Annotated in this window: 20 protein-coding genes and 1 tRNA gene; 12 read left to right on the top strand and 9 right to left on the bottom strand. The window is 71.7% G+C overall.

The window, feature by feature from the left end:
- Nucleotides 1-7: 7 nt before the first annotated feature.
- Nucleotides 8-616 carry a response regulator gene (locus IEZ27_RS08480; RefSeq protein ID WP_189646704.1) on the bottom strand — a complete coding sequence of 203 codons (609 nt, stop codon included), beginning with the start codon at nucleotides 614-616 and terminating at the stop codon, nucleotides 8-10.
- Nucleotides 613-1,824, bottom strand: coding sequence for a sensor histidine kinase (locus IEZ27_RS08475; RefSeq protein WP_189646703.1), 1,212 nt, complete (start codon nucleotides 1,822-1,824; stop codon nucleotides 613-615). Before IEZ27_RS08475 ends, IEZ27_RS08480 begins: the two co-directional genes overlap by 4 nt.
- A gap of 117 nt (nucleotides 1,825-1,941) precedes the next feature.
- Between IEZ27_RS08475 and IEZ27_RS08470 the strand changes: the two genes are divergently transcribed.
- Nucleotides 1,942-2,868: an alpha/beta fold hydrolase gene (locus IEZ27_RS08470; protein WP_229823661.1), complete on the top strand. Its 927-nt coding sequence runs from the start codon at nucleotides 1,942-1,944 to the stop codon at nucleotides 2,866-2,868.
- Nucleotides 2,869-2,910: 42 nt separating this feature from the next.
- On the opposite strand, the gene IEZ27_RS08465 is transcribed toward IEZ27_RS08470, so the two are convergent.
- A tRNA-Gln gene (locus IEZ27_RS08465) sits at nucleotides 2,911-2,982 on the bottom strand.
- Between the two features lie 166 nt (nucleotides 2,983-3,148).
- Here IEZ27_RS08465 and IEZ27_RS08460 point away from each other — a divergent pair.
- Complete coding sequence (locus tag IEZ27_RS08460; protein ID WP_189646702.1) at nucleotides 3,149-5,119, top strand: M3 family metallopeptidase; 1,971 nt, start codon at nucleotides 3,149-3,151, stop codon at nucleotides 5,117-5,119.
- A gap of 88 nt (nucleotides 5,120-5,207) precedes the next feature.
- Here the strand turns inward: IEZ27_RS08460 and IEZ27_RS08455 are convergent, their stop codons facing one another.
- Entirely contained in the window at nucleotides 5,208-5,750 is a 543-nt protein-coding gene (locus IEZ27_RS08455) for a PadR family transcriptional regulator (protein WP_189646701.1), read from the bottom strand.
- Nucleotides 5,751-5,807: 57 nt separating this feature from the next.
- Between IEZ27_RS08455 and IEZ27_RS08450 the strand changes: the two genes are divergently transcribed.
- Nucleotides 5,808-7,058 (top strand): MATE family efflux transporter, encoded by a 1,251-nt coding sequence (locus IEZ27_RS08450; protein ID WP_189646700.1) that lies wholly within the window; start codon nucleotides 5,808-5,810, stop codon nucleotides 7,056-7,058.
- On the opposite strand, the gene gltX is transcribed toward IEZ27_RS08450, so the two are convergent.
- Both gltX and IEZ27_RS08440 read right to left on the bottom strand, forming a co-directional pair.
- On the bottom strand, nucleotides 6,952-8,325 hold the full coding sequence (gene gltX / locus IEZ27_RS08445) for a glutamate--tRNA ligase (protein WP_268246048.1): 1,374 nt from the start codon (nucleotides 8,323-8,325) through the stop codon (nucleotides 6,952-6,954). The two genes, IEZ27_RS08450 and gltX, sit on opposite strands and share 107 nt — an antisense overlap.
- Nucleotides 8,318-9,094, bottom strand: a complete 777-nt coding sequence (locus IEZ27_RS08440) for a fumarylacetoacetate hydrolase family protein (RefSeq protein WP_125637164.1) — start codon at nucleotides 9,092-9,094, stop codon at nucleotides 8,318-8,320. Before IEZ27_RS08440 ends, gltX begins: the two co-directional genes overlap by 8 nt.
- 165 nt (nucleotides 9,095-9,259) lie before the next feature.
- Here IEZ27_RS08440 and IEZ27_RS08435 point away from each other — a divergent pair, with 165 nt between their 5' ends.
- Genes IEZ27_RS08435 through IEZ27_RS08405 form a run of 7 tightly spaced genes read left to right on the top strand, consistent with a single transcriptional unit; the run spans nucleotide 9,260 to nucleotide 12,205 of the window.
- Nucleotides 9,260-9,772: an Asp23/Gls24 family envelope stress response protein gene (locus tag IEZ27_RS08435; RefSeq protein ID WP_189646952.1), complete on the top strand. Its 513-nt coding sequence runs from the start codon at nucleotides 9,260-9,262 to the stop codon at nucleotides 9,770-9,772.
- Nucleotides 9,769-10,089: an Asp23/Gls24 family envelope stress response protein gene (locus IEZ27_RS08430; RefSeq protein WP_229823657.1), complete on the top strand. Its 321-nt coding sequence runs from the start codon at nucleotides 9,769-9,771 to the stop codon at nucleotides 10,087-10,089. Before IEZ27_RS08435 ends, IEZ27_RS08430 begins: the two co-directional genes overlap by 4 nt.
- A gap of 2 nt (nucleotides 10,090-10,091) precedes the next feature.
- Complete coding sequence (locus IEZ27_RS08425) at nucleotides 10,092-10,280, top strand: hypothetical protein (RefSeq protein WP_125637165.1); 189 nt, start codon at nucleotides 10,092-10,094, stop codon at nucleotides 10,278-10,280.
- The gene (locus IEZ27_RS08420) at nucleotides 10,277-10,645 is read left to right on the top strand and encodes an Asp23/Gls24 family envelope stress response protein (protein ID WP_189646699.1); all 369 of its coding nucleotides are present in this window, start codon (nucleotides 10,277-10,279) and stop codon (nucleotides 10,643-10,645) included. Before IEZ27_RS08425 ends, IEZ27_RS08420 begins: the two co-directional genes overlap by 4 nt.
- The gene (locus tag IEZ27_RS08415) at nucleotides 10,642-11,277 is read left to right on the top strand and encodes a DUF6286 domain-containing protein (protein WP_189646698.1); all 636 of its coding nucleotides are present in this window, start codon (nucleotides 10,642-10,644) and stop codon (nucleotides 11,275-11,277) included. Before IEZ27_RS08420 ends, IEZ27_RS08415 begins: the two co-directional genes overlap by 4 nt.
- Nucleotides 11,274-11,840 (top strand): Asp23/Gls24 family envelope stress response protein, encoded by a 567-nt coding sequence (locus IEZ27_RS08410; RefSeq protein WP_189646697.1) that lies wholly within the window; start codon nucleotides 11,274-11,276, stop codon nucleotides 11,838-11,840. The genes IEZ27_RS08415 and IEZ27_RS08410 overlap by 4 nt, the downstream gene beginning before the upstream one ends.
- Nucleotides 11,841-11,863: 23 nt before the next feature.
- On the top strand, nucleotides 11,864-12,205 hold the full coding sequence (locus tag IEZ27_RS08405; protein ID WP_189646696.1) for an antibiotic biosynthesis monooxygenase family protein: 342 nt from the start codon (nucleotides 11,864-11,866) through the stop codon (nucleotides 12,203-12,205).
- Here the strand turns inward: IEZ27_RS08405 and IEZ27_RS08400 are convergent.
- Entirely contained in the window at nucleotides 12,202-12,798 is a 597-nt protein-coding gene (locus IEZ27_RS08400) for an HD domain-containing protein (protein WP_189646695.1), read from the bottom strand. The genes IEZ27_RS08405 and IEZ27_RS08400 overlap by 4 nt on opposite strands.
- Before the next feature lie 139 nt (nucleotides 12,799-12,937).
- On the opposite strand from IEZ27_RS08400, the gene IEZ27_RS08395 reads away from it, so the two are divergent.
- On the top strand, nucleotides 12,938-14,569 hold the full coding sequence (locus tag IEZ27_RS08395) for a heparinase II/III family protein (RefSeq protein WP_229823655.1): 1,632 nt from the start codon (nucleotides 12,938-12,940) through the stop codon (nucleotides 14,567-14,569).
- On the opposite strand, the gene IEZ27_RS08390 is transcribed toward IEZ27_RS08395, so the two are convergent.
- A complete protein-coding gene (locus IEZ27_RS08390) occupies nucleotides 14,566-15,297 on the bottom strand; it encodes a PIG-L family deacetylase (protein WP_125637171.1) in 732 nt (243 codons plus the stop codon). The genes IEZ27_RS08395 and IEZ27_RS08390 overlap by 4 nt on opposite strands.
- A gap of 85 nt (nucleotides 15,298-15,382) precedes the next feature.
- Here IEZ27_RS08390 and IEZ27_RS08385 point away from each other — a divergent pair, with 85 nt between their 5' ends.
- On the top strand, nucleotides 15,383-16,240 hold the full coding sequence (locus IEZ27_RS08385; protein WP_189646694.1) for an aminoglycoside phosphotransferase family protein: 858 nt from the start codon (nucleotides 15,383-15,385) through the stop codon (nucleotides 16,238-16,240).
- Here IEZ27_RS08385 and IEZ27_RS08380 read toward each other — a convergent pair.
- A complete protein-coding gene (locus IEZ27_RS08380) occupies nucleotides 16,237-16,887 on the bottom strand; it encodes a hypothetical protein (protein ID WP_189646693.1) in 651 nt (216 codons plus the stop codon). The genes IEZ27_RS08385 and IEZ27_RS08380 overlap by 4 nt on opposite strands.
- Nucleotides 16,888-16,901 lie beyond the last annotated feature (14 nt).

Below are 16,901 nucleotides of genomic sequence, written 5' to 3'. Positions count from 1 at the left end.
GCAGACGCTACCCGCCGAGCAGCCCGCGGCGGAAGGCCTCGGCCACGGCGGCGGCGCGGTCGCGGACGTCGAGCTTGGCGTAGGCGTGCAGCAGGTGGGTCTTGACGCTGGCCTCGCTGATGAACAGCTCGGCCGCCGCCTCCCTGTTGGTCGCGCCCCGGGCCACCAGCCGCAACACCTCCAGCTCGCGCCCGCTGAGCGCCGCCCTCGGCGGCCTGCGTACGTGGTCGGCCAGCCGCCCGGCCACGGCGGGGGCGAGCACGGTCTCCCCCTCGTACGTGGCCCGCACGGCGCGTACCAGCTCCTCCGGGCGGGCGTCCTTCAGCAGGTAGCCACTGGCCCCGGCCTCCAGCGCGGGCAGGATGTCGGTGTCGAACGTGGTGAGCACCAGCACGCGCGGCCCGCTCCCGCTCAGCTCCCTGATCGCGGCCAGGCCGTCCATGCCGGGCATGCGCAGGTCCATGAGGACGACGTCGGGCCGCAGCTCGGCGGACAGCCGGACGGCCTCGGCGCCGTCGCCCGCCTCGCCCACGATCTCCAGCCCGGGTTCGGCGCCCAGGGCGGCGCGCAGCCCGTCGCGCACGATCGGGTGGTCGTCCACGATGAGCACTCTCACGGTCGTCCGCCTTCCGCGGGTATGACGGGGACGGCCGCGGCCACGGCGGTCCCCCGGCCCGGCCCGGTCTCGATCTCCAGGGTGCCACCCACGGCGCGGGCGCGGCGTCGCATGCCTTCCAGTCCGAAGCCGTCAGCGGCCGCCTGCGGGACGAATCCGCGCCCGTCGTCACGGATGTCGAGCATGACGACTTCGTCCGTGTACGACAGAGTCAGGGCCGTCCTGGTGGCATCGGCGTGCTTGGCGACGTTGGCCAGCGCTTCCTGGGCGATGCGGAACAGCGTGGCCTCGACGTCGGCGGCCAGGGCCACCGGGGTGCCGGTCACCTCGACGTCGAGGCGTACGCCCGCGGTCTGGGCCCACGACCCGGCCATACGGCCGAGAGCGTCGGGGAGCCTCGCGTCCTCCAGGGGCCCGGGGCTCAGGGCGCGTACGGATCTGCGGGTCTCGGCCAGGCTCTGGCGGGCCAGCCGGGCCGCCTGGTCGAGGTGGCGGCGGCGTTCGGGGTCGGCGGTGGCGCGGTCGGCCGCGCCGAGCTGGCCGATCAGGGCCGCGAGGTCCTGGGCGACGGTGTCGTGGATCTCGCCGGCCACGCGGTGGCGCTCGTCGAGCACGCCCGCCCGCCTGGCCTGGTCGAGGAGCCTGGCGTGCAGGTCCGCGTTCTCGGCCATGGCGGTACGCAGCTCGCCGATCAGCCGGCGGCGTTTGTCGGACTCGGCGGAGACGTACCAGCCGGCCAGGACCAGCGGGACGGCGATGCCGCCGGCCACGGCGAACAGCCCGGCGGGCGCCCCGGGACCGGCCTGGGCCGCGACGACGACCACGGCGGTGAGTGTGACGCCCGCCATCACCAGGCGGGTGGGGAGCAGGGCGACGGCCAGAGGGTGGCCGAGCGAGGCGAACACGACGAAGGCCGGGTTCCCAGCCGCCAGCGCGGCGGCAAGGGCCACGAGCAGCACGTAGTACGGGACGACGAGGGCGGCCAGCCGGTGGCGCCGGGGATGCAGCCACGGGACGGCGGCCAGCCAGAGCGCGGCGGCGACGGCCAGGACGGGCCAGGGGGCGACGAGCCAGGGCGCGGCGGCGGCCAGGGCGTTGGAGCCGGCCGGCGGGTCGCCCATGACGGCGGCGGCGACGGCGGAGACCGCCAGCAGCCCGTAGGCGAGCGCGGCGTGGAGCAGGCGCTCGCGTCCCCGTGTCCGGCTCACGGCTCCAGCCTGGCACGCCGTCCCCGGGATCGGCCGATCGGTGGATGGGCGGGCTCCACCGTACGGATGGCCGCGCGGTCGATGCGCACGGGCGCCGACCTCGGCGAACATCGGCACATGAACAATCCGACACGGAGAAGTGTGTTCCAGGCCGCCGCCGTCGCCGGGGCGGGGGCAGGCGTGGACGCGATCGCCCGGCCACGCGGGCGGGTGACCACGTTCGTGTTCGTGACCGGGGCCAACGGCGTGGCCATGGGGGATCCGGAGCTGACGCTGCGCGGGCACCGCACCGTGGGCGTCGAGCTGCCCGGGCACGGGCCCGCCGAGCAGTTCGGCCTCGCCTACCAGGCGCCCCAGGACCTGGGGACGCTGGCCGCGGCGCCCTCACCGGTGTCCGGCGTCACCCTGGACGACTACGTCGAGGCCACCGTGAACGTCGTCCGCAGGGTGGCCGCCCATGGCCCGGTCGTGCTGGTGGGCGGGAGCCTCGGCGGGGCGGCGGTCACGAAGGCGGCCGACGAGGTGCCCCACCTGATCGACCGGCTGGTCTACGACACGGCGTTCTGCTGCACCGGGCTGCGTTCGCCTGCGGCGTACCTGGACACCCCCGAGGCCGCCACGAGCCTGGCGAAGGGGCTGGCCGCCGGGCTGATCGGCGACCCGGTCGCGCTCGGGGCGGTGCGGATCAACTGGCGGACGGCCGACCGGGCGTTCCTGGCGGCGGCCAAGGAGGCGCTGATGGCCGGGGCGAGCGAGGGCGAGTTCCTGGCGATGCTCAACACGCTGCTGCCGGACGAGAGCCTGCTGGTCTCCGCCGCGGACGCGCGCGGCAGGAAGAACGCCTGGGGACGGGTGCCCCGGACGTACATCAGGCACACGCGGGACCGGATGATCCCGCTCGCGCTGCAGGACCGCATGATCAGGGAGGCGGACGCGGCGACCCCGGACAACCCGTTCGAGGTGCGCACGGTCGAGGCCGGGCACGCGGCGACGGCGGCGGAGTACAGGAGGATCAGCGAGATCCTCGACGGGCTCGCGAAATGAAAAAACGGACATCTCCGTGGAGACATCCGTTTCAGGAACTTGCTGGGGTACCAGGACTCGAACCTAGACTAACTGAACCAGAATCAGTCGTGCTGCCAATTACACCATACCCCACCGCTGCGAACTCCTTCTCGGAGCGCGCTTGGCGACGTCCGAAAGAATAGCCCAGCTCGGGGGGTAAGACCAAAACGATTGCCGAAGCGGTGTCCGGCGGCCTGCAGCACGGGCTCCGACGTGCCAAGCTGAAGGGGACAAAACACCACGTGGAGGAGCCCCAGCGTTGGCTGAGAACCCGTTCTTCGCCCTGAGCAGCCTGCCCTACCAGTTGCCTCCGTTCGCCGACGTCCGCGAGGAGCACTACCTGCCCGCGTTCGAGCGCGGCATGGCCGACCAGCTGGCCGAGGTCGACGCGATCGCGAACAGCACCGAGCCGCCCGCCTTCGGCAACACGATCGCGGCCCTGGAGCGTTCGGGGCGGATCCTCGGCCGCACGGCCACGGTCTTCTTCAGCATGGCCGCGTCCAACTCCAGCGACGGGATCATGGAGGTCGAGCAGGAGATCTCCCCGAAGCTGACCGCGCACAGCGACGCGATCCGCCTCAACCGGGCGCTGTGGGCCCGGATCAAGCAGGTCAGCACGTCCGACGCCGAGGAGGCGTGGCTGCTGGAGAAGTACCGGGAGGACTTCGTCCGGGCCGGGGCCGATCTGTCGGAGTCCGAGCAGGACCGGCTGCGCGAGCTCAACGCCGAGTTGTCGAAGCTGTCGACCGAGTTCGCGCAGACCCTGCTCAAGGCGTCCACGGAGGCGGCGCTGGTCGTCACCGACGCCAAGGAGCTCGACGGCTTCGACGAGGCCAGGATCGAGTCGCTGCGCCAGGACGACGGCACGTACGCGCTGCCGCTGCTGAACTTCACCAACCAGCCCGGCCTGGCCCAGCTCACCGACCGTGACGTGCGCCGCCGCCTGTACGAGCTGAGCGCCGGCCGCGCCCCGGCCAACTTCGAGCGGGCCGCCCGGATGGCCACGCTGCGGGCCGAACGGGCCGCGCTGCTCGGTTTCCCCAACCACGGCGCCTACTCGGTGGCTGACCAGACGGCCAAGACCGTCGAGGCGGTCGAGGCGATGCTCGGCCAGGTCGTCGGCCCGGCCGTGCGCAACGCCGCCAAGGAGGCCGAGGCGCTGACCGAGCAGGCCGGGTTCGAGATCGAGCCGTGGGACTGGTCGTACTACTCGGAGAAGGTGCGGCTGGCCCGCTACGACTTCGACGCCGACGCCATGCGGCCCTACTTCGAGCTCGACCGGGTCTTCAGGGACGGTGTGTTCTTCGCCGCCACCCGGCTCTACGGCATCACCTTCACCGAACGGCCCGACCTGCGCGGCTACCACCCCGACGTGGCCGTCTTCGAGGTGTTCAACGAGGACGGCGGCCCGCTCGGGCTGTTCCTGCTCGACCCGTACGCCAGGGCGAACAAGCGCGGCGGGGCGTGGATGAACAACCTCGTCGACCAGTCGTACCTGTTCGGCGAGCTGCCGGTGGTCATGAACAACCTCAACCTCACCAAGCCGGCCTCGGGGCCGACGCTGCTGACGTACGACGAGGTGAACACCGCCTTCCACGAGTTCGGCCACGCGCTGCACGGGTTGTTCTCCGAGGTGCGCTACCCGCGGGTGTCGGGCACCAGCGTGCCGCGCGACTTCGTCGAGTACCCCTCGCAGGTCAACGAGATGTGGGGAACCTGGCCGGAGATCCTGGCCAACTACGCCAAGCACCACGAGACGGGCGAGCCGATGCCCGCCGAGCTGGTGGAGAAGCTGAACGCGGCCGACAAGTTCAACCAGGGCTTCAAGACGGTCGAGTACCTGGCGGCCACGCTGCTCGACTGGGCCTGGCACAAGCTGGCGGCCGGCGAGCAGGTGGCCGACGCGCAGGCGTTCGAGCAGGCGGCCCTGGAGGCGGCCGGGATCGACGTGGCGCTGGTGCGGCCGCGGTACCGGACCAACTACTTCGCGCACATCTTCGCCGGCGGCTACAGCGCCGGCTACTACTCCTACATCTGGAGCGAGGTGCTCGACGCCGAGAGCGTGGAGTGGTTCAAGGAGAACGGCGGCCTGACCAGGGCGAACGGCGACCACTTCCGCCGCGAGCTGCTCTCCAGGGGCGGCAGCATCGACCCGCTGACCGCCTTCCGCAACTTCCGCGGGCGCGAGCCGGGCATCCAGCCGCTGCTGGCCCGCCGCGGCCTCGACTGACCGCCTCTCCCTACGGATTCCCGCCGCGACCTCGACCGATCGCCACCCCCTACGGATTCCCGCCGCGACCTCGACCGATCGCCACCCCCTACGGCTCCGGCAGCTCCTCGACGCGCTGCCGGAGCCATTCCTTCTCCGCCCGGCTCGACGCGCGGGCGATCTCCAGCATGCCCCGCCGGTACGGGTCGGGCTCGTCCTTGATCCGGACCGGCCGGCCGCCCTCGTAGAAGAAGCTCGCGGGGGCCTCCAGGAAGGCCAGCCTGCGACGCAGCACCCTGGCCTGGTCGGCGCGGTCGGGCAGCGCCGACAGGAACGTCAGCAGGGCGAAGAAGCGCGTCTGGTCGCTGATGTCCAGGTCGCCCGGCTCGCGCAACCGCCGCAGCAGTTCCTCGCGGCCCTCCGAGGTGAGGGTCAGCACCTGCCTGCGTGCCGCCGCCGCGCCCGCCTCCTCGTGCCGCTCCACCAGGCCCTTGGCCTCCAGCCGTGAGATGGCGGGGTAGAGGGCGCCGTCGCTGACCGGGCGCAGGTGGCCCGTGAGCGCCGTCAGGCGCGCCTTGAGCTCGTAGCCGTGCATGGGCCGCTCGTTCAGGAATCCCAGGATGGTGAGGGACAGATCCCCGCCGCTTGCCATGCCGTGCATCGTAACGCTATACCTCTAAAAGAGGTACAACGAAACGAGGTACGAGACATGTTCAGGCTGGCCCTCCCCATCTACGTGGAACTGCTCACGGCCGTGGTCGCGGTGGGGGTGATCGACCTGCTGTGGGTCTCCGGGCTCGGGGAGGCCGCCATCGCCGCCGTCACCGTGGGCACCACGGCCGAATACCTGGCCTACGGCCTGTTCCTGGCGGTCCCGACGGGGGTGACCGTGCTCATCGGGCGGCGTGACGGGCACGCGCCGATCGGGCCGGTGATCAGGACGGGCTGGGTGTTGTGGGCGGCGTTCTCGGTCGCCGTCGCCGTCCCGGGCGTGCTGCTGCGCGAGCCGCTGGCGGCCCTGTTCACCGACGATCCCGGGCTGACGGCCGGGTTCTTCCTGATCTCGCTGGGCGGGCTGCCGGTCTTCTTCGCCCAGACGGTCGTGGACGGGATCATGAAAGGGCTGGGCAACACGAAGATCCCCATGCGGAACGCGCTGATCTGCAACGTTCTGGTGGTCGCCCTGGACCCGCTGTTCATCTACGGCCTGGACCTGGGCGTCCAGGGGGCCGCGCTGGCCACCGTGGCGGCGCGGCTGGTCACGCTCGGGGTGGCGGCCACCTCCCTCGTACGCCTGCGCGCCGCCCGCGGCGACGGCCTGCCGGCGGGTGAGGTGTTGCGGACCGGCCTGCCCATGTCCGGCGACTTCCTGGCGCGTTCCCTGGTCGGCATGGCGCTGGTGGAGATCGTGGCCGGGTTCGGCACGGCCGAGGTCGCCGGGTACGGCATCGGCCAGAAGATCATGCTCGCGGGGGTCATGGTCTTCTACGCGCTGCGCCAGGCGGCGATGATCCGTACCGCGCGGTCGGAGCCGGCCGGGTCACCGCTGAAGCTCGGGCTGGTGACGGGGGCGGTGGTCGCGGTCGTGCTCAACGTGGTGGCGGTGCCCGCGGCCGGGTTGTTCACCGGTGATCCGGCGGTGGCCGTGGGGTTCCTGCGGTGGATGACGCTCTATCTGGTGCCGTTCGGCGGGCTGATCGCCGTGGGCGGGGTGCTCCAGGCGAGCGGAAGGGGCAGCCGCCTGCTCGCCGCCACGCTGGCGGGCTTCGTGGTGCAGCTGCCCCTCGCCTTTCTGCTGAGCTCGTGGCTCGGCGTCACAGGCGTGTGGTTGTCGATGGCCGTCGGGTCGTCGCTCAGCCTCGCAGGCGCGCTAGCGCCGCCCAGAGGCGTTCCATGGAGCGCTCGCGCCCGAGCACCTCGATCGACTCGAACAGCGGCAGGCCCACCGTCCGGCCGGTGATCGCCACGCGCACCGGGGCCTGGGTCTTGCCCAGCTTCAGCCCGAGCGGCACGCCGACCTCCTCCAGAGCCTCCTTGAGCGACTCCGGGTCCCAGTTGACGACCTCCAGGCGGTCGAGGTAGGCGGTGAGGATCTCCACCGGGGAGTTCTTCATCGCCTTGTCCCAGGAGGGCTGGTCGAAGACGGGCTCGTCGAGGAAGAGGAAGTCGACGTTCTGCCTGATCTCCGCCAGCACGCCGATGCGGGTCTGGGCCAGGGCCGCGACCTTGCTGAACAGCTCGCGGTCCCAGGCGGGGTCGAGGTAGGGCGCGCAGCGCTCCTCGAAGGTCTCAAGCGGCAGCGCCCGGATGTACTCGCCGTTGAAGGCCCGCAACTTCTTCTCGTCGAAGAAGGCGCTGGCGGAGTTGACGTCCTCAAGCTTGAACAGCGGGACCATCTCCGCCCACGGCATGATCTCGCGGTCCTCGCCGGGGCCCCAGCCGAGCAGCATGAGGTAGTTGACCATGGCCTCGGCGAGGTAGCCCTCGTCGCGGTAGTCCTCCAGGGCCACCTTGTCGCGGCGCTTGGACAACTTCTTGCGCTGCTCGTTGACGATCACCGGCAGGTGGGCCCAGACCGGCGGGGTCGAGCCGAGCGCCGGCCACAGCAGCACCTGCTTGGCGGCGTTGCCGAGGTGCTCCTCGCCGCGTACGACGTGGGTGATGCCCTGGGTGATGTCGTCGACCGCGTTGGCCAGCACGTAGAGCGGCGAGCCGTCGGTGCGGGCGATCACGAAGTCTTCCTGGGCCTCGTTGGGGAACTCGACGTTGCCCCTGATCAGGTCTTCGACGACGGTGACGCCCTCGTCGGGGGTGCGGAAGCGCACCGCGCCCTCGGTCAGCCCGCGCCCGCGACAGAAGCCGTCGTAGCCCTTGTGCTCGGAGCCGGTGCGGGCCACCAGCGCCTCGCGGGTGCAGTCGCAGTGGTACGCCTTGCCGTCGGCCAGCAGCTTGGCCACGGCCTCGCGGTGCTGCGGCTCGTAGGCCGACTGGAAGTAGGGGCCCTCGAACACCGGGTTGGTGCCGTTGATGCCGATCCAGTCGAGCGCGGAGATGATGCCCTCGGTCCACTCCGGACGGTTGCGCGTGGCGTCGGTGTCCTCGATGCGCAGGACGAAGCGGCCGCCGGACTGTTCGGCGAGTGCCCAGTTGAACAGCGCCGTACGGGCGCCGCCGACGTGGAACATGCCGGTCGGGGACGGGGCGAAACGCACCCGTAGATCAGTCACGGGAGACCACCTTGTTCGTGAGTGTGCCGATGCCTTCGATGCCGACGCTGACCTCGTCACCGATGTCGAGGGGGCCGACGCCTGCCGGGGTGCCGGTCAGGATGACGTCGCCGGGGATCAGCGTCATGACCGCGCTGACGTAGGCGACCAGCGCGGGGATGTCGTTGATGAGCTGGCTCGTGCGGCCGCTCTGCCGGATCTCGCCGTTGACCGTGGTGGTCAGCGCGAGGTCGCTCGCGTCGAGATCGGTCTGGATCCACGGCCCGAGCGGGCAGAACGTGTCGAAGCTCTTGGCCCGGGTGAACTGCACGTCCTTCTTCTGCAGGTCGCGGGCGGTGACGTCGTTGGCGCAGGTGTAGCCGAAGATGACGTCCTTGACGCGGTCGACGGGCACGTCGCGGCAGAGCCTGCCGATCACGACGGCCAGCTCGCCCTCGTAGTCGACCCGGTCGGACAGCGAGGTCGGGTAGGCGATGGCCTCGCCGTGACCGATCACCGACGTGGACGGCTTCATGAAGATGAGCGGCTCGTCGGGCACCTCGTTGCCCATCTCGCGGGCGTGCTCGGCGTAGTTCCTGCCGATGGCGACGACCTTGCTCGGCAACATCGGGGCCAGCAGCTTCACCTGGGACAGCGGGAAGCGCTCGCCGGTGAACTGCACCTGGCCGAACGGATGGCCGGAGACCGTGGAGACGAACTCCTCTCCAGGACCGCCTTCGACCACGCCGAACGACACGCCTTCGCCTGTGGAGAACCTCGCTATACGCACCTGACAAGGCTATCGCCGCCGCCGCAAGGCTCCGCCCACCGCCAAAAAGTCAGGAACCTTCCACTAATGCCCCCAGAGTCCGTTTTGTAAGGCATTGGTGGTGGTTAAGGGGATATCTCTGCTTACTAGAGACTTCTTGGGGGGTGACGGAACGTGCCGGACACGATGGTCAACCAGACTTCTGCCGTACCGCGGGCCAGAACGCAGGACGGCGGCCCGGCGACCTCGCTGGTCACCGACAAGGGCACGACCAGCATCGACGACGTCGTCGTCGCCAAGATCGCCGGCCTGGCCGCACGCGAGGTCTCCGGCGTGCACGCCATGGGCGGCGGCGCCGCCAGGGCGTTCGGCAACATGCGCGGCATGGTCGGCGGGGAGCGCAACGTCGCCCAGGGCGTGTCCGTCGAGGTCGGCGAGCGGCAGGCCGCCGTGGACATGGACCTGGTCGCCGAGTACGGCACCGCCATCCCCGACCTGGCCGCCGCCGTGCGCAGGAACGTCATCGCGGCGGTCGAGCGCATGTGCGGCCTGGAGGTGACCGAGGTCAACATCAGGGTGGACGACGTGCACCTGCCCGGCCAGGACCGCGAAAGAGACCACGACAGGGACCGCGACCGCGACCGGGGCGACGGGCCGCTCCTCGACGACGCGGGACAGCCGGAGCCCCGGGTCCGATGAGCCGGCCGGGCCCCACGGCCCACGCCGAAGGTGATACCGAGGCCGGGGCCAAGGCGGAGGCCGAGGTCCTGGCCGAACGGGTACGGGCCTGTCCCGGCGTGGCGGGGCTCTCCGGCGGCCCGTTCGGGACGGTGGCGACGTACCTGCCCGGGGAGCGGGTCATGGGCGTCTCGGCCGACGGGGACGCGGTGACGATCGCCGTCGTCGCGACCCTCGACCGGCCGCTGCCCGAGACCGCCGAGGACATCCGCCGGGCCGTGTCGGACCTGGCCGGCGGCCGTCCTGTCAACGTACGCATCGACGACGTGGTGGAGTGATCATGAGCAACGTCCCATGGCTGGCGGTCATCGGCATGGCCACCGGCATCATCCTCGGACTCGCGGGGGCCTTCGGCGGCCTCGGCGCGTTCCTGCTCGTCCTCGTGCTCGGCGCGGTCGGCTTCCTGGTCGGCAAGGTCGCCGAGACCGGCGAGGTGAACCTGTCGGGCCTGACCGCGAGGCGCAGATGACCACCGCCACCCGGGTGACGGTGCCCCGGCAGCGGGCGGCGCCGGCGGGCGACCCCGGGCGGCGCGGGCGTACCGAGATCGGCGAGCGGGCGGTCGCCAAGATCGCGTGCTGCGCGGCGCGGGAGGTCCCCGAGGTGCGCGACGCGCGGCTGGGCGGGGTGCCGTGGACGCGCTCGTCCAGCGCGGAGGTGCGCGGGAACCGGGCCACGGTGCGGCTGAACGTGACCGTCGCCTACCCGGCCCCGCTGCACGCGGTCGCCGCGCGGCTGCGCGAGCACGTGCGCAACCGGGTGGCCATGCAGACCGGCCTCGACGTCACCCGCCTCGACGTGATCATGACCGACCTGTCCGGAGAGCCGGAATGACGTGCGACGTCCCGCCCGGGGAGCCCGGCGGCGGCGCGGGGGCCGCCTCGCCGGTGGGCGGGGCGCCGCCGCGGGACAAGGTCGCCGACCGGGCCGCCGTTCGGGCCTTCCGCCCGCAACGGCGGGTGCCCGCGATCGTCGTCGCCGTCCTGCTCGCGCTGCTGGGCCTGCTGGTCGCCGCGGAGGCGGTGTCCGCGCTGGTCGGCAGCCCGTTGCGGTGGCTCCCGTACGACCGGATGCTGGCGTGGGCGGCGGCGACGCCGTGGTCGCACCCGCTGTTCCTGGCCGGGGCCGCGATCGTCGTGCTCGCCGGCCTGGCGCTGGTGGCCATCGCCCTGGTGCCGGGACGGCCAAGGCTGGTCCCCGTACGGACCGGCGACCGCGACCTGATCATCGGCCTGCGTCCCAAGAGCTTCACCAGGGCCCTGGAGCACGCCGCCGAGGAGGTGCCCGGGGTGCGCTCGGCACACGCGACCGTCCGCGGCCGTACGGTCGCCGTCACCCCCGCCACCTCGGGCTGGAACGGGGAGGGCTTCGGCCGGGCCGTACGCGAGGCCGTGCTGACCAGGCTCGCCGGGCTGGACCCGGTGGAGCCGTACCGGGTGGCGGTGAACGTCAAGGAGCGCCGATGAACAGGAAGACCGGACGCGGCAACCGCTGGGGGCTGGCCCTGGTCGGCCTCGCGCTGGCCGTCCTCGGCGGCCTCACGCTGGCCCGGGGGCTGCTGGGGCCGTCCACGCCGATCGTGGACGGGGACACGCGCGCGTTCTTCGCCGTCCACAGCCCGCTCGTGTGGTGGGCCGTGGCCGCGCTGTCGATCCTGGTCGCGCTGCTCGCCCTGCGCTGGCTGATCGCGCAGGGCCGCAGGGACGCCCGTACCCGGCTGCGCCTGGAGAACGGCCCGGACGGGGTCACCGAGATCGCGGCGGGCGGGATGGCGCACGCGGTCGCCGCCGACGTCGAGGCCAGTCCCGCCGTGCTGAACGCCGACGCCGACCTGGTCGGCCCGCGCGGCCGGCCGGAGGTGCGGCTGCGCGTGGCCGCCGACGAGGCCGCCCCGATGAGCGAGCTGAGCGGGCACCTGTCCCGGGTCACGCTGCCGAACCTGCGGGACGCGCTGGACAGGGATCACGTACCGGCGGTGGCCCGCGTTAGCCTGGAGCCCTCACCTGCGACGCAGCGGGTCGTGCGCTAAGGCTTCATCGAGAGGGGTCCTCGTTGTCCATCGTGAAGATCAACGTCCTGACCGTGCCCGCCGAGATGCGCGAGGAGCTGGAGAAGCGCTTCTCGGGCCGGGCCGGGATGGTGGAGTCGGCCGACGGGTTCGAGTGGTTCGAGCTGCTGCGGCCGGTCGAGGGCACCGACCAGTACCTCGTCTACACGCGCTGGCGCAGCGAGGAGGACTTCCAGACCTGGCAGCAGGGGCAGGCGTTCCAGCGCGGCCACGCCCAGGCCGCTGCCGCCGGTGGGCAGGGCCACGGCCACGGCCAGGGCCCGGCGGCGACGGGCTCCCAGGTGTGGAGCTTCGACGTCGTGCAGAGCGCCGGGCCCAAGGGTTAGGCGTCGAGCGGGTTGCTCGCGATGCGGTCGGCGACGCCCCCGCGGACGAACCGGCCGGCGTAGCTAGACGGCTTGCGCGCGCCCTGGTCGGCGATGCAGGCGGTGAACTCCTTGGCGATCTCCAGGCGCGGGTGACGGTCCAGCACCTCGTGCCGCACGCCGTCGGGGATGTCCTCGGTACGCCGTCCGGAGATGTCCATGCCGGTGGACAGCTCCAGCAGGTGACCCTCGGGATCCTCCTCCACCGGCACCTCCTCCCACATGTGCCGGACGATCACCTCGGAGGCGCGCAGCCGGCGCTCGGGCGACCAGCCGGCCCCCGCGCAGAAGGCCCAGGCCACATGGCCGCCCGCCTCCTCGAACGGCACCGTATGGCTGTCGAACTCGGCGACCAGGCCGAGGTCGTGCAGCATCGACGACACGTAGAGCAGCTCGGCGTCGAAGTCGATCATCCTGGTCTGCGCGTACGCCGCCGCCCACAGATAGGCACGCACGGAGTGGTTGAGCAGCGAGGGCGTCTGGTAGCGCGTGGCCACCTCAAGCGCACCCCGGCAGGCGGGCGTGTCAGGGATCACGATGTCGTCGTATCTCACGGATCCAGCATGACATCCGCGCCGCCGGAGGCACCGGCGGGCATCGGCCCGTTAACGATCCGGTACGCGACTTGACCGCTTGATCGTGATTCCGAAAGCATGTCCCGCCCTCACTTTTTTGTCCGGAAGGAACCCTGGCGTGCGCCGGCTCGCGATACCTCTTGCCCTCACGCTCGCGACCAGCACGCTGGTGAGCCCGGCCCAGGCCGCCGACAAGGTGACCCGTACCGCGCAGTGCCAGGGTGACTGGCTGCCCGGCACGCCGACGGCCGAGGACGTCATGAAGGGCGAGATCTCCCTGGTGGGGCTGCCGGCGTACAAGCTGGGCAAGGACATCAACTGGGGGGCGAGCCCGTACCGGAACCGGTCGTGGGAGTTCGTGTTCCAGTCGCTGCGCTGGATGGGCACCCTCGTCGTGGCCTACGAGAACACCGGCGAGCGGCGTTATCTGGATCGTGCCACCGACATCGCCAAGGACTGGGTGGCGAGCAACAGGCGCGGCGCCGCCTCGACCAAGTCGTACGTGTGGAAGGACCACCCGGTCTCGCTGCGCACGCAGCCGCTGCTGTGCCTGAGCATGCACGTCAAGGAGAGCTGGCTGAAGGACAGCCTGGCCGAGCACGCCAAGCTGCTGTCGGACGCCCGGCTCTACAAGAAGGGCCACAACCACGGCATCGACCAGGACATCGCGCTCATGGGCATCGGCTGCAGGTACGGCCGCTCCGACTGGTCGAACCTGGCCTCCAGGCGGCTCACCGGCACGGTCAAGCTCGATGTCGACTCCCAGGGCGCGCTCATGGAGCAGGCCCCCCGCTACGCCGTCTACGTGTACGGCCGCCTCCAGGTCGCCATGACCAACATGAAGGCGTGCGACCGCAAGGTGCCCGCCGAGATCGGCCGGCGGGCCGAGGCGCTGAAGGACTTCATCGCCCACTCCACGATGCCCAACGGCTACATGGCCCCGCTCGGCGACGGCAGCGCCGAGACCGAGCCCAAGATGGAGACCGGCACCCCGAAGGAGAAGGTCAAGGTCTACAAGGCCGGTTACGTCTACGGCCGTACGGCCTGGGGCAAGCCGGACTCGGCGTACTACTCGATCAGGTTCGGCCCCGGCATGAAGTTCCACGGGCACGAGGACCATCTGGGCGTCACGTACTACGCGCAGGGCCGCGACATCCTCATGGACGGCGGTTTCCACTCCTACGAGAAGAGCGCCTACCGCTACTGGACGCTCTCCCCCGAGGCGCACAACGTGCCGACGGTCGTGGGCGCCCGGTTCCGGCCGCGTACCGCGTCCAAGCTGACCAAGACCTCCTACGGCAAGGACCGGCAGGCCTTCCGGCTCACGGACACCGCCTACGGCGTGAGCCGGACGCGCTCGGTGCTGGTGAACCACGGCGAGGACCTGATGGCGGTGCTCGACACGGCCTCCGGGGGCAAGAAGATCCGCAACCTGTGGCGGTTCGCCCCTTCGTTCAAGGTCGTCTCGTCCGGCGGCGGCAAGGTGGTGCTGGCCGACGGCGCCTTCAAGGTGACGCTGCTGCAGTTCTCCTCGTGCGAGCGGATCGGCGGGCAGAAGGTGGAGCGCGGCGGCAAGCTGGGCTGGGTGTCGCCCACGTACCTGGCCAAGCAGCCGACCAACGTGGTGGTCTCGCCGGCGGCGAAGTCGCTGCTGACGGTGATCGTGCCGGGGACGGACTCGCCGAAGGTGTCCTGCTCGGGCGGCAAGCTCAAGGTCGACGGCCGCACGTTCTCCGCCGGGCTGCTCTAGAACGCGATCCTGCGGTACCACTCGTTGGAGAGCATCTGGGTCCTGGCCGGCTCCGGCAGCGAGGTCAGCATGGTCATCGACGCGCCGCGCCCGACCTCCGACTCGTGGGCGTGCATCGCCGCCCACTTGCGCTCCGACCAGCGCGAGACGTCGAGCGCGGCCGAGACCTGGTCGTCGGGGACCCCGGGCAGGGCCTGGCCGGGCTCCGGGTCGGCGCCGAAGACCGCCCGCCAGTGCGAGGTCACGACCGAGCGCGGGATGGTCGCCAGGTAGAGCGCGTGCGGCCGCCAGGGGTCGCCGGCGTCGAGGTAGAGCTGGTCGTAGCCGGCCGCCTCGACCGCGGCCAGGGCGGCCCGGTGCACGTGGACGTGGTCGGGGTGGCCGTAGCCGCCGAAGCCGTCGTAGGTGAGCACGACGTCGGGCCGGACGTCCCTGATGTGCCCGACCAGCAGGCCCACCGTCTCGTCGAACGGCACGTCCAGGAAACGCGGGCGGCCGGGGGCGGAGTCGGGGTTGCGCGCGTCGGCGAAGCCCAGCAGCCGGGGCTCGCCCGCGCCGAGGATGTCGAGGGCTCGTTCCAGCTCCCGCGCCCGGAGGGTGCCTTCGGCCCCGGTGCAGGTGACCACGGCCGTTCTGGCGCCCTCGTCGGCGTATTTGGCGAGGGTGCCGCCCGTCCAGATCGCCTCGTCGTCGGGATGGGCATGTACGGCGAGCACACTGAAAGTCATGGGCCACCATGCTAGAGAGTTCGGACGCCGGTCCGGCTCCCCTAGGCTCTACGCGAACCCTCAGCCCCGGGAAGAGACGATCACGATGAGCGAGCCCGTACCCGCCGACCTGCTGGAGATCGCCGACGCGCTCGTGCCGCACGCGCCCCTCGACACGGCGCGCCTGGGCGACGGCGGCATGCATGACGTGGTGCTGATCCCGGGGGTGGCGGCCGTACGGGTCAGCCGGCGGGCCGCCGCGGCCGAGGCGCTGCCGCGCAGGACCGAGGTGCTGCGTGCCATCGGGGCCGCCGGACCGCCGTTCGCGGTGCCCACGCCGCTGACGCCGGTGACGACGTTCGGGGAGCGGGCGGCGGTGGCGGTGTCCTGGATCGAAGGGGCCGGGCTCGGCGCCGGCCAGGGCGACCCGGCCCTGATCGGCGAGCTGCTGAGGTCCGTACGCGAGTTGCCCCTCACGCCGGAGCTGCGGGCCCTGCTGCCCGCGCCCCGCGCGTGCGCGGGCCGCGAGAGCTGGAGCACGATCGTCGCCGAGGAGGTCATCCCCCGCCTCCCGGACAGGTGGCGTGACAGGGGACGGCGACGCCTCGCCGACGCCCTGGCCCTGGAACCGGTCCCCGACACGCTCGTCCACGGCGACCTCGTCGGCGGGAACGTCCACTGGGACGAGAACGGCAAGCTGGTCGGCGTCCTCGACTGGGACCGGGCCCACCTGTTCGACCCGGCGATCGACGCGGCCTTCATGGGCTGGCACGGCTGGGACAACCTGCGCCCGGCCGTCGACGCCGGCACCTACCGGCGGGCCGTCACGTGGGAGCGCGCGTTCGGGGTCGACCACCTTGTCGCGCTGTTCCTGCTCGACGGCGCTCCCCTGGTCCTCGTGGACAGCTTCGTGACGCACGTCGTCGCCTGGCTGGACGAGGACGGCGGCCCCGACCGGCCCTAGGCCACCGGCTCCCGCCGGACCGGCGTGCGGATGATCGACACCCCGACCGCCCCGAACACCGCCAGCAGGACGACCGGCCCGCCGATGCCCAGGACGAGGTTCCACGAGCTCGCCCCGAACAGCCAGACGACGATGCCCACGAGCACCCCCGCCGGGAACCACCAGCCGGCCAGTCCGTCGCGCGCGTACGCGACCGCGACGAGCACCAAGCCCAGGAAGGACCCGATCATCCCGGGGAGCTGCCAGGCGACGACCATCGCGGGCTGGGCAGCGTCCTGCATGAGCTTCTCGGCCTGAGCCGCCGGCAGGGTGTCGAAGAGCACGATGTCGAAGAAGTCGGAGATCATGAGCGAGGAGAAGTTCGTCAGCCCGAGAACCGCCAGCACGCCCGCGACTGTGGCCAGCGCCGAGCCCTTGGCGCGGACGAGGTGGACCATGCCGAGCACGCCCGGTACGAACAACACCCAGGCGTAGTGCAGGAGCGTCGCGCTGACGCCCACGGCGCCGGGGTTGTCCGCGTAGACCAGGGGGTCCTCGACGCCGGGCTCGGACGGGTCGGTGATCATGCCGAGGATGAGGCAGAGGGGGGCGAGGATCAGGCTCGCGCCGGCCGCGAACCGGCGGACGGAGAGGGCGTTGGGGAACATGCCGGGCACGGTAG

It is taken from the genome of Nonomuraea spiralis (assembly GCF_014648435.1).
Lineage (GTDB): Bacteria > Actinomycetota > Actinomycetes > Streptosporangiales > Streptosporangiaceae > Nonomuraea > Nonomuraea spiralis.
This window is presented reverse-complemented; position numbering and strand designations above follow the sequence as displayed.

Bases quoted from the DNA above. Each gene is read 5' to 3' on its own strand.
- IEZ27_RS08470 (WP_229823661.1), top strand. From the start codon at position 1,942: ATGAACAATCCGACACGGAGAAGTGTGTTCCAGGCCGCCGCCGTCGCC.
- IEZ27_RS08450 (WP_189646700.1), top strand. From the start codon at position 5,808: ATGTTCAGGCTGGCCCTCCCCATCTACGTGGAACTGCTCACGGCCGTG.
- IEZ27_RS08380 (WP_189646693.1), bottom strand. From the start codon at position 16,887: ATGTTCCCCAACGCCCTCTCCGTCCGCCGGTTCGCGGCCGGCGCGAGC.
- IEZ27_RS08390 (WP_125637171.1), bottom strand. From the start codon at position 15,297: ATGACTTTCAGTGTGCTCGCCGTACATGCCCATCCCGACGACGAGGCG.
- IEZ27_RS08385 (WP_189646694.1), top strand. From the start codon at position 15,383: ATGAGCGAGCCCGTACCCGCCGACCTGCTGGAGATCGCCGACGCGCTC.
- IEZ27_RS08425 (WP_125637165.1), top strand. From the start codon at position 10,092: ATGAGCAACGTCCCATGGCTGGCGGTCATCGGCATGGCCACCGGCATC.
- IEZ27_RS08410 (WP_189646697.1), top strand. From the start codon at position 11,274: ATGAACAGGAAGACCGGACGCGGCAACCGCTGGGGGCTGGCCCTGGTC.
- IEZ27_RS08420 (WP_189646699.1), top strand. From the start codon at position 10,277: ATGACCACCGCCACCCGGGTGACGGTGCCCCGGCAGCGGGCGGCGCCG.
- IEZ27_RS08430 (WP_229823657.1), top strand. From the start codon at position 9,769: ATGAGCCGGCCGGGCCCCACGGCCCACGCCGAAGGTGATACCGAGGCC.
- IEZ27_RS08435 (WP_189646952.1), top strand. From the start codon at position 9,260: ATGGTCAACCAGACTTCTGCCGTACCGCGGGCCAGAACGCAGGACGGC.
- IEZ27_RS08415 (WP_189646698.1), top strand. From the start codon at position 10,642: ATGACGTGCGACGTCCCGCCCGGGGAGCCCGGCGGCGGCGCGGGGGCC.
- IEZ27_RS08455 (WP_189646701.1), bottom strand. From the start codon at position 5,750: ATGGCAAGCGGCGGGGATCTGTCCCTCACCATCCTGGGATTCCTGAAC.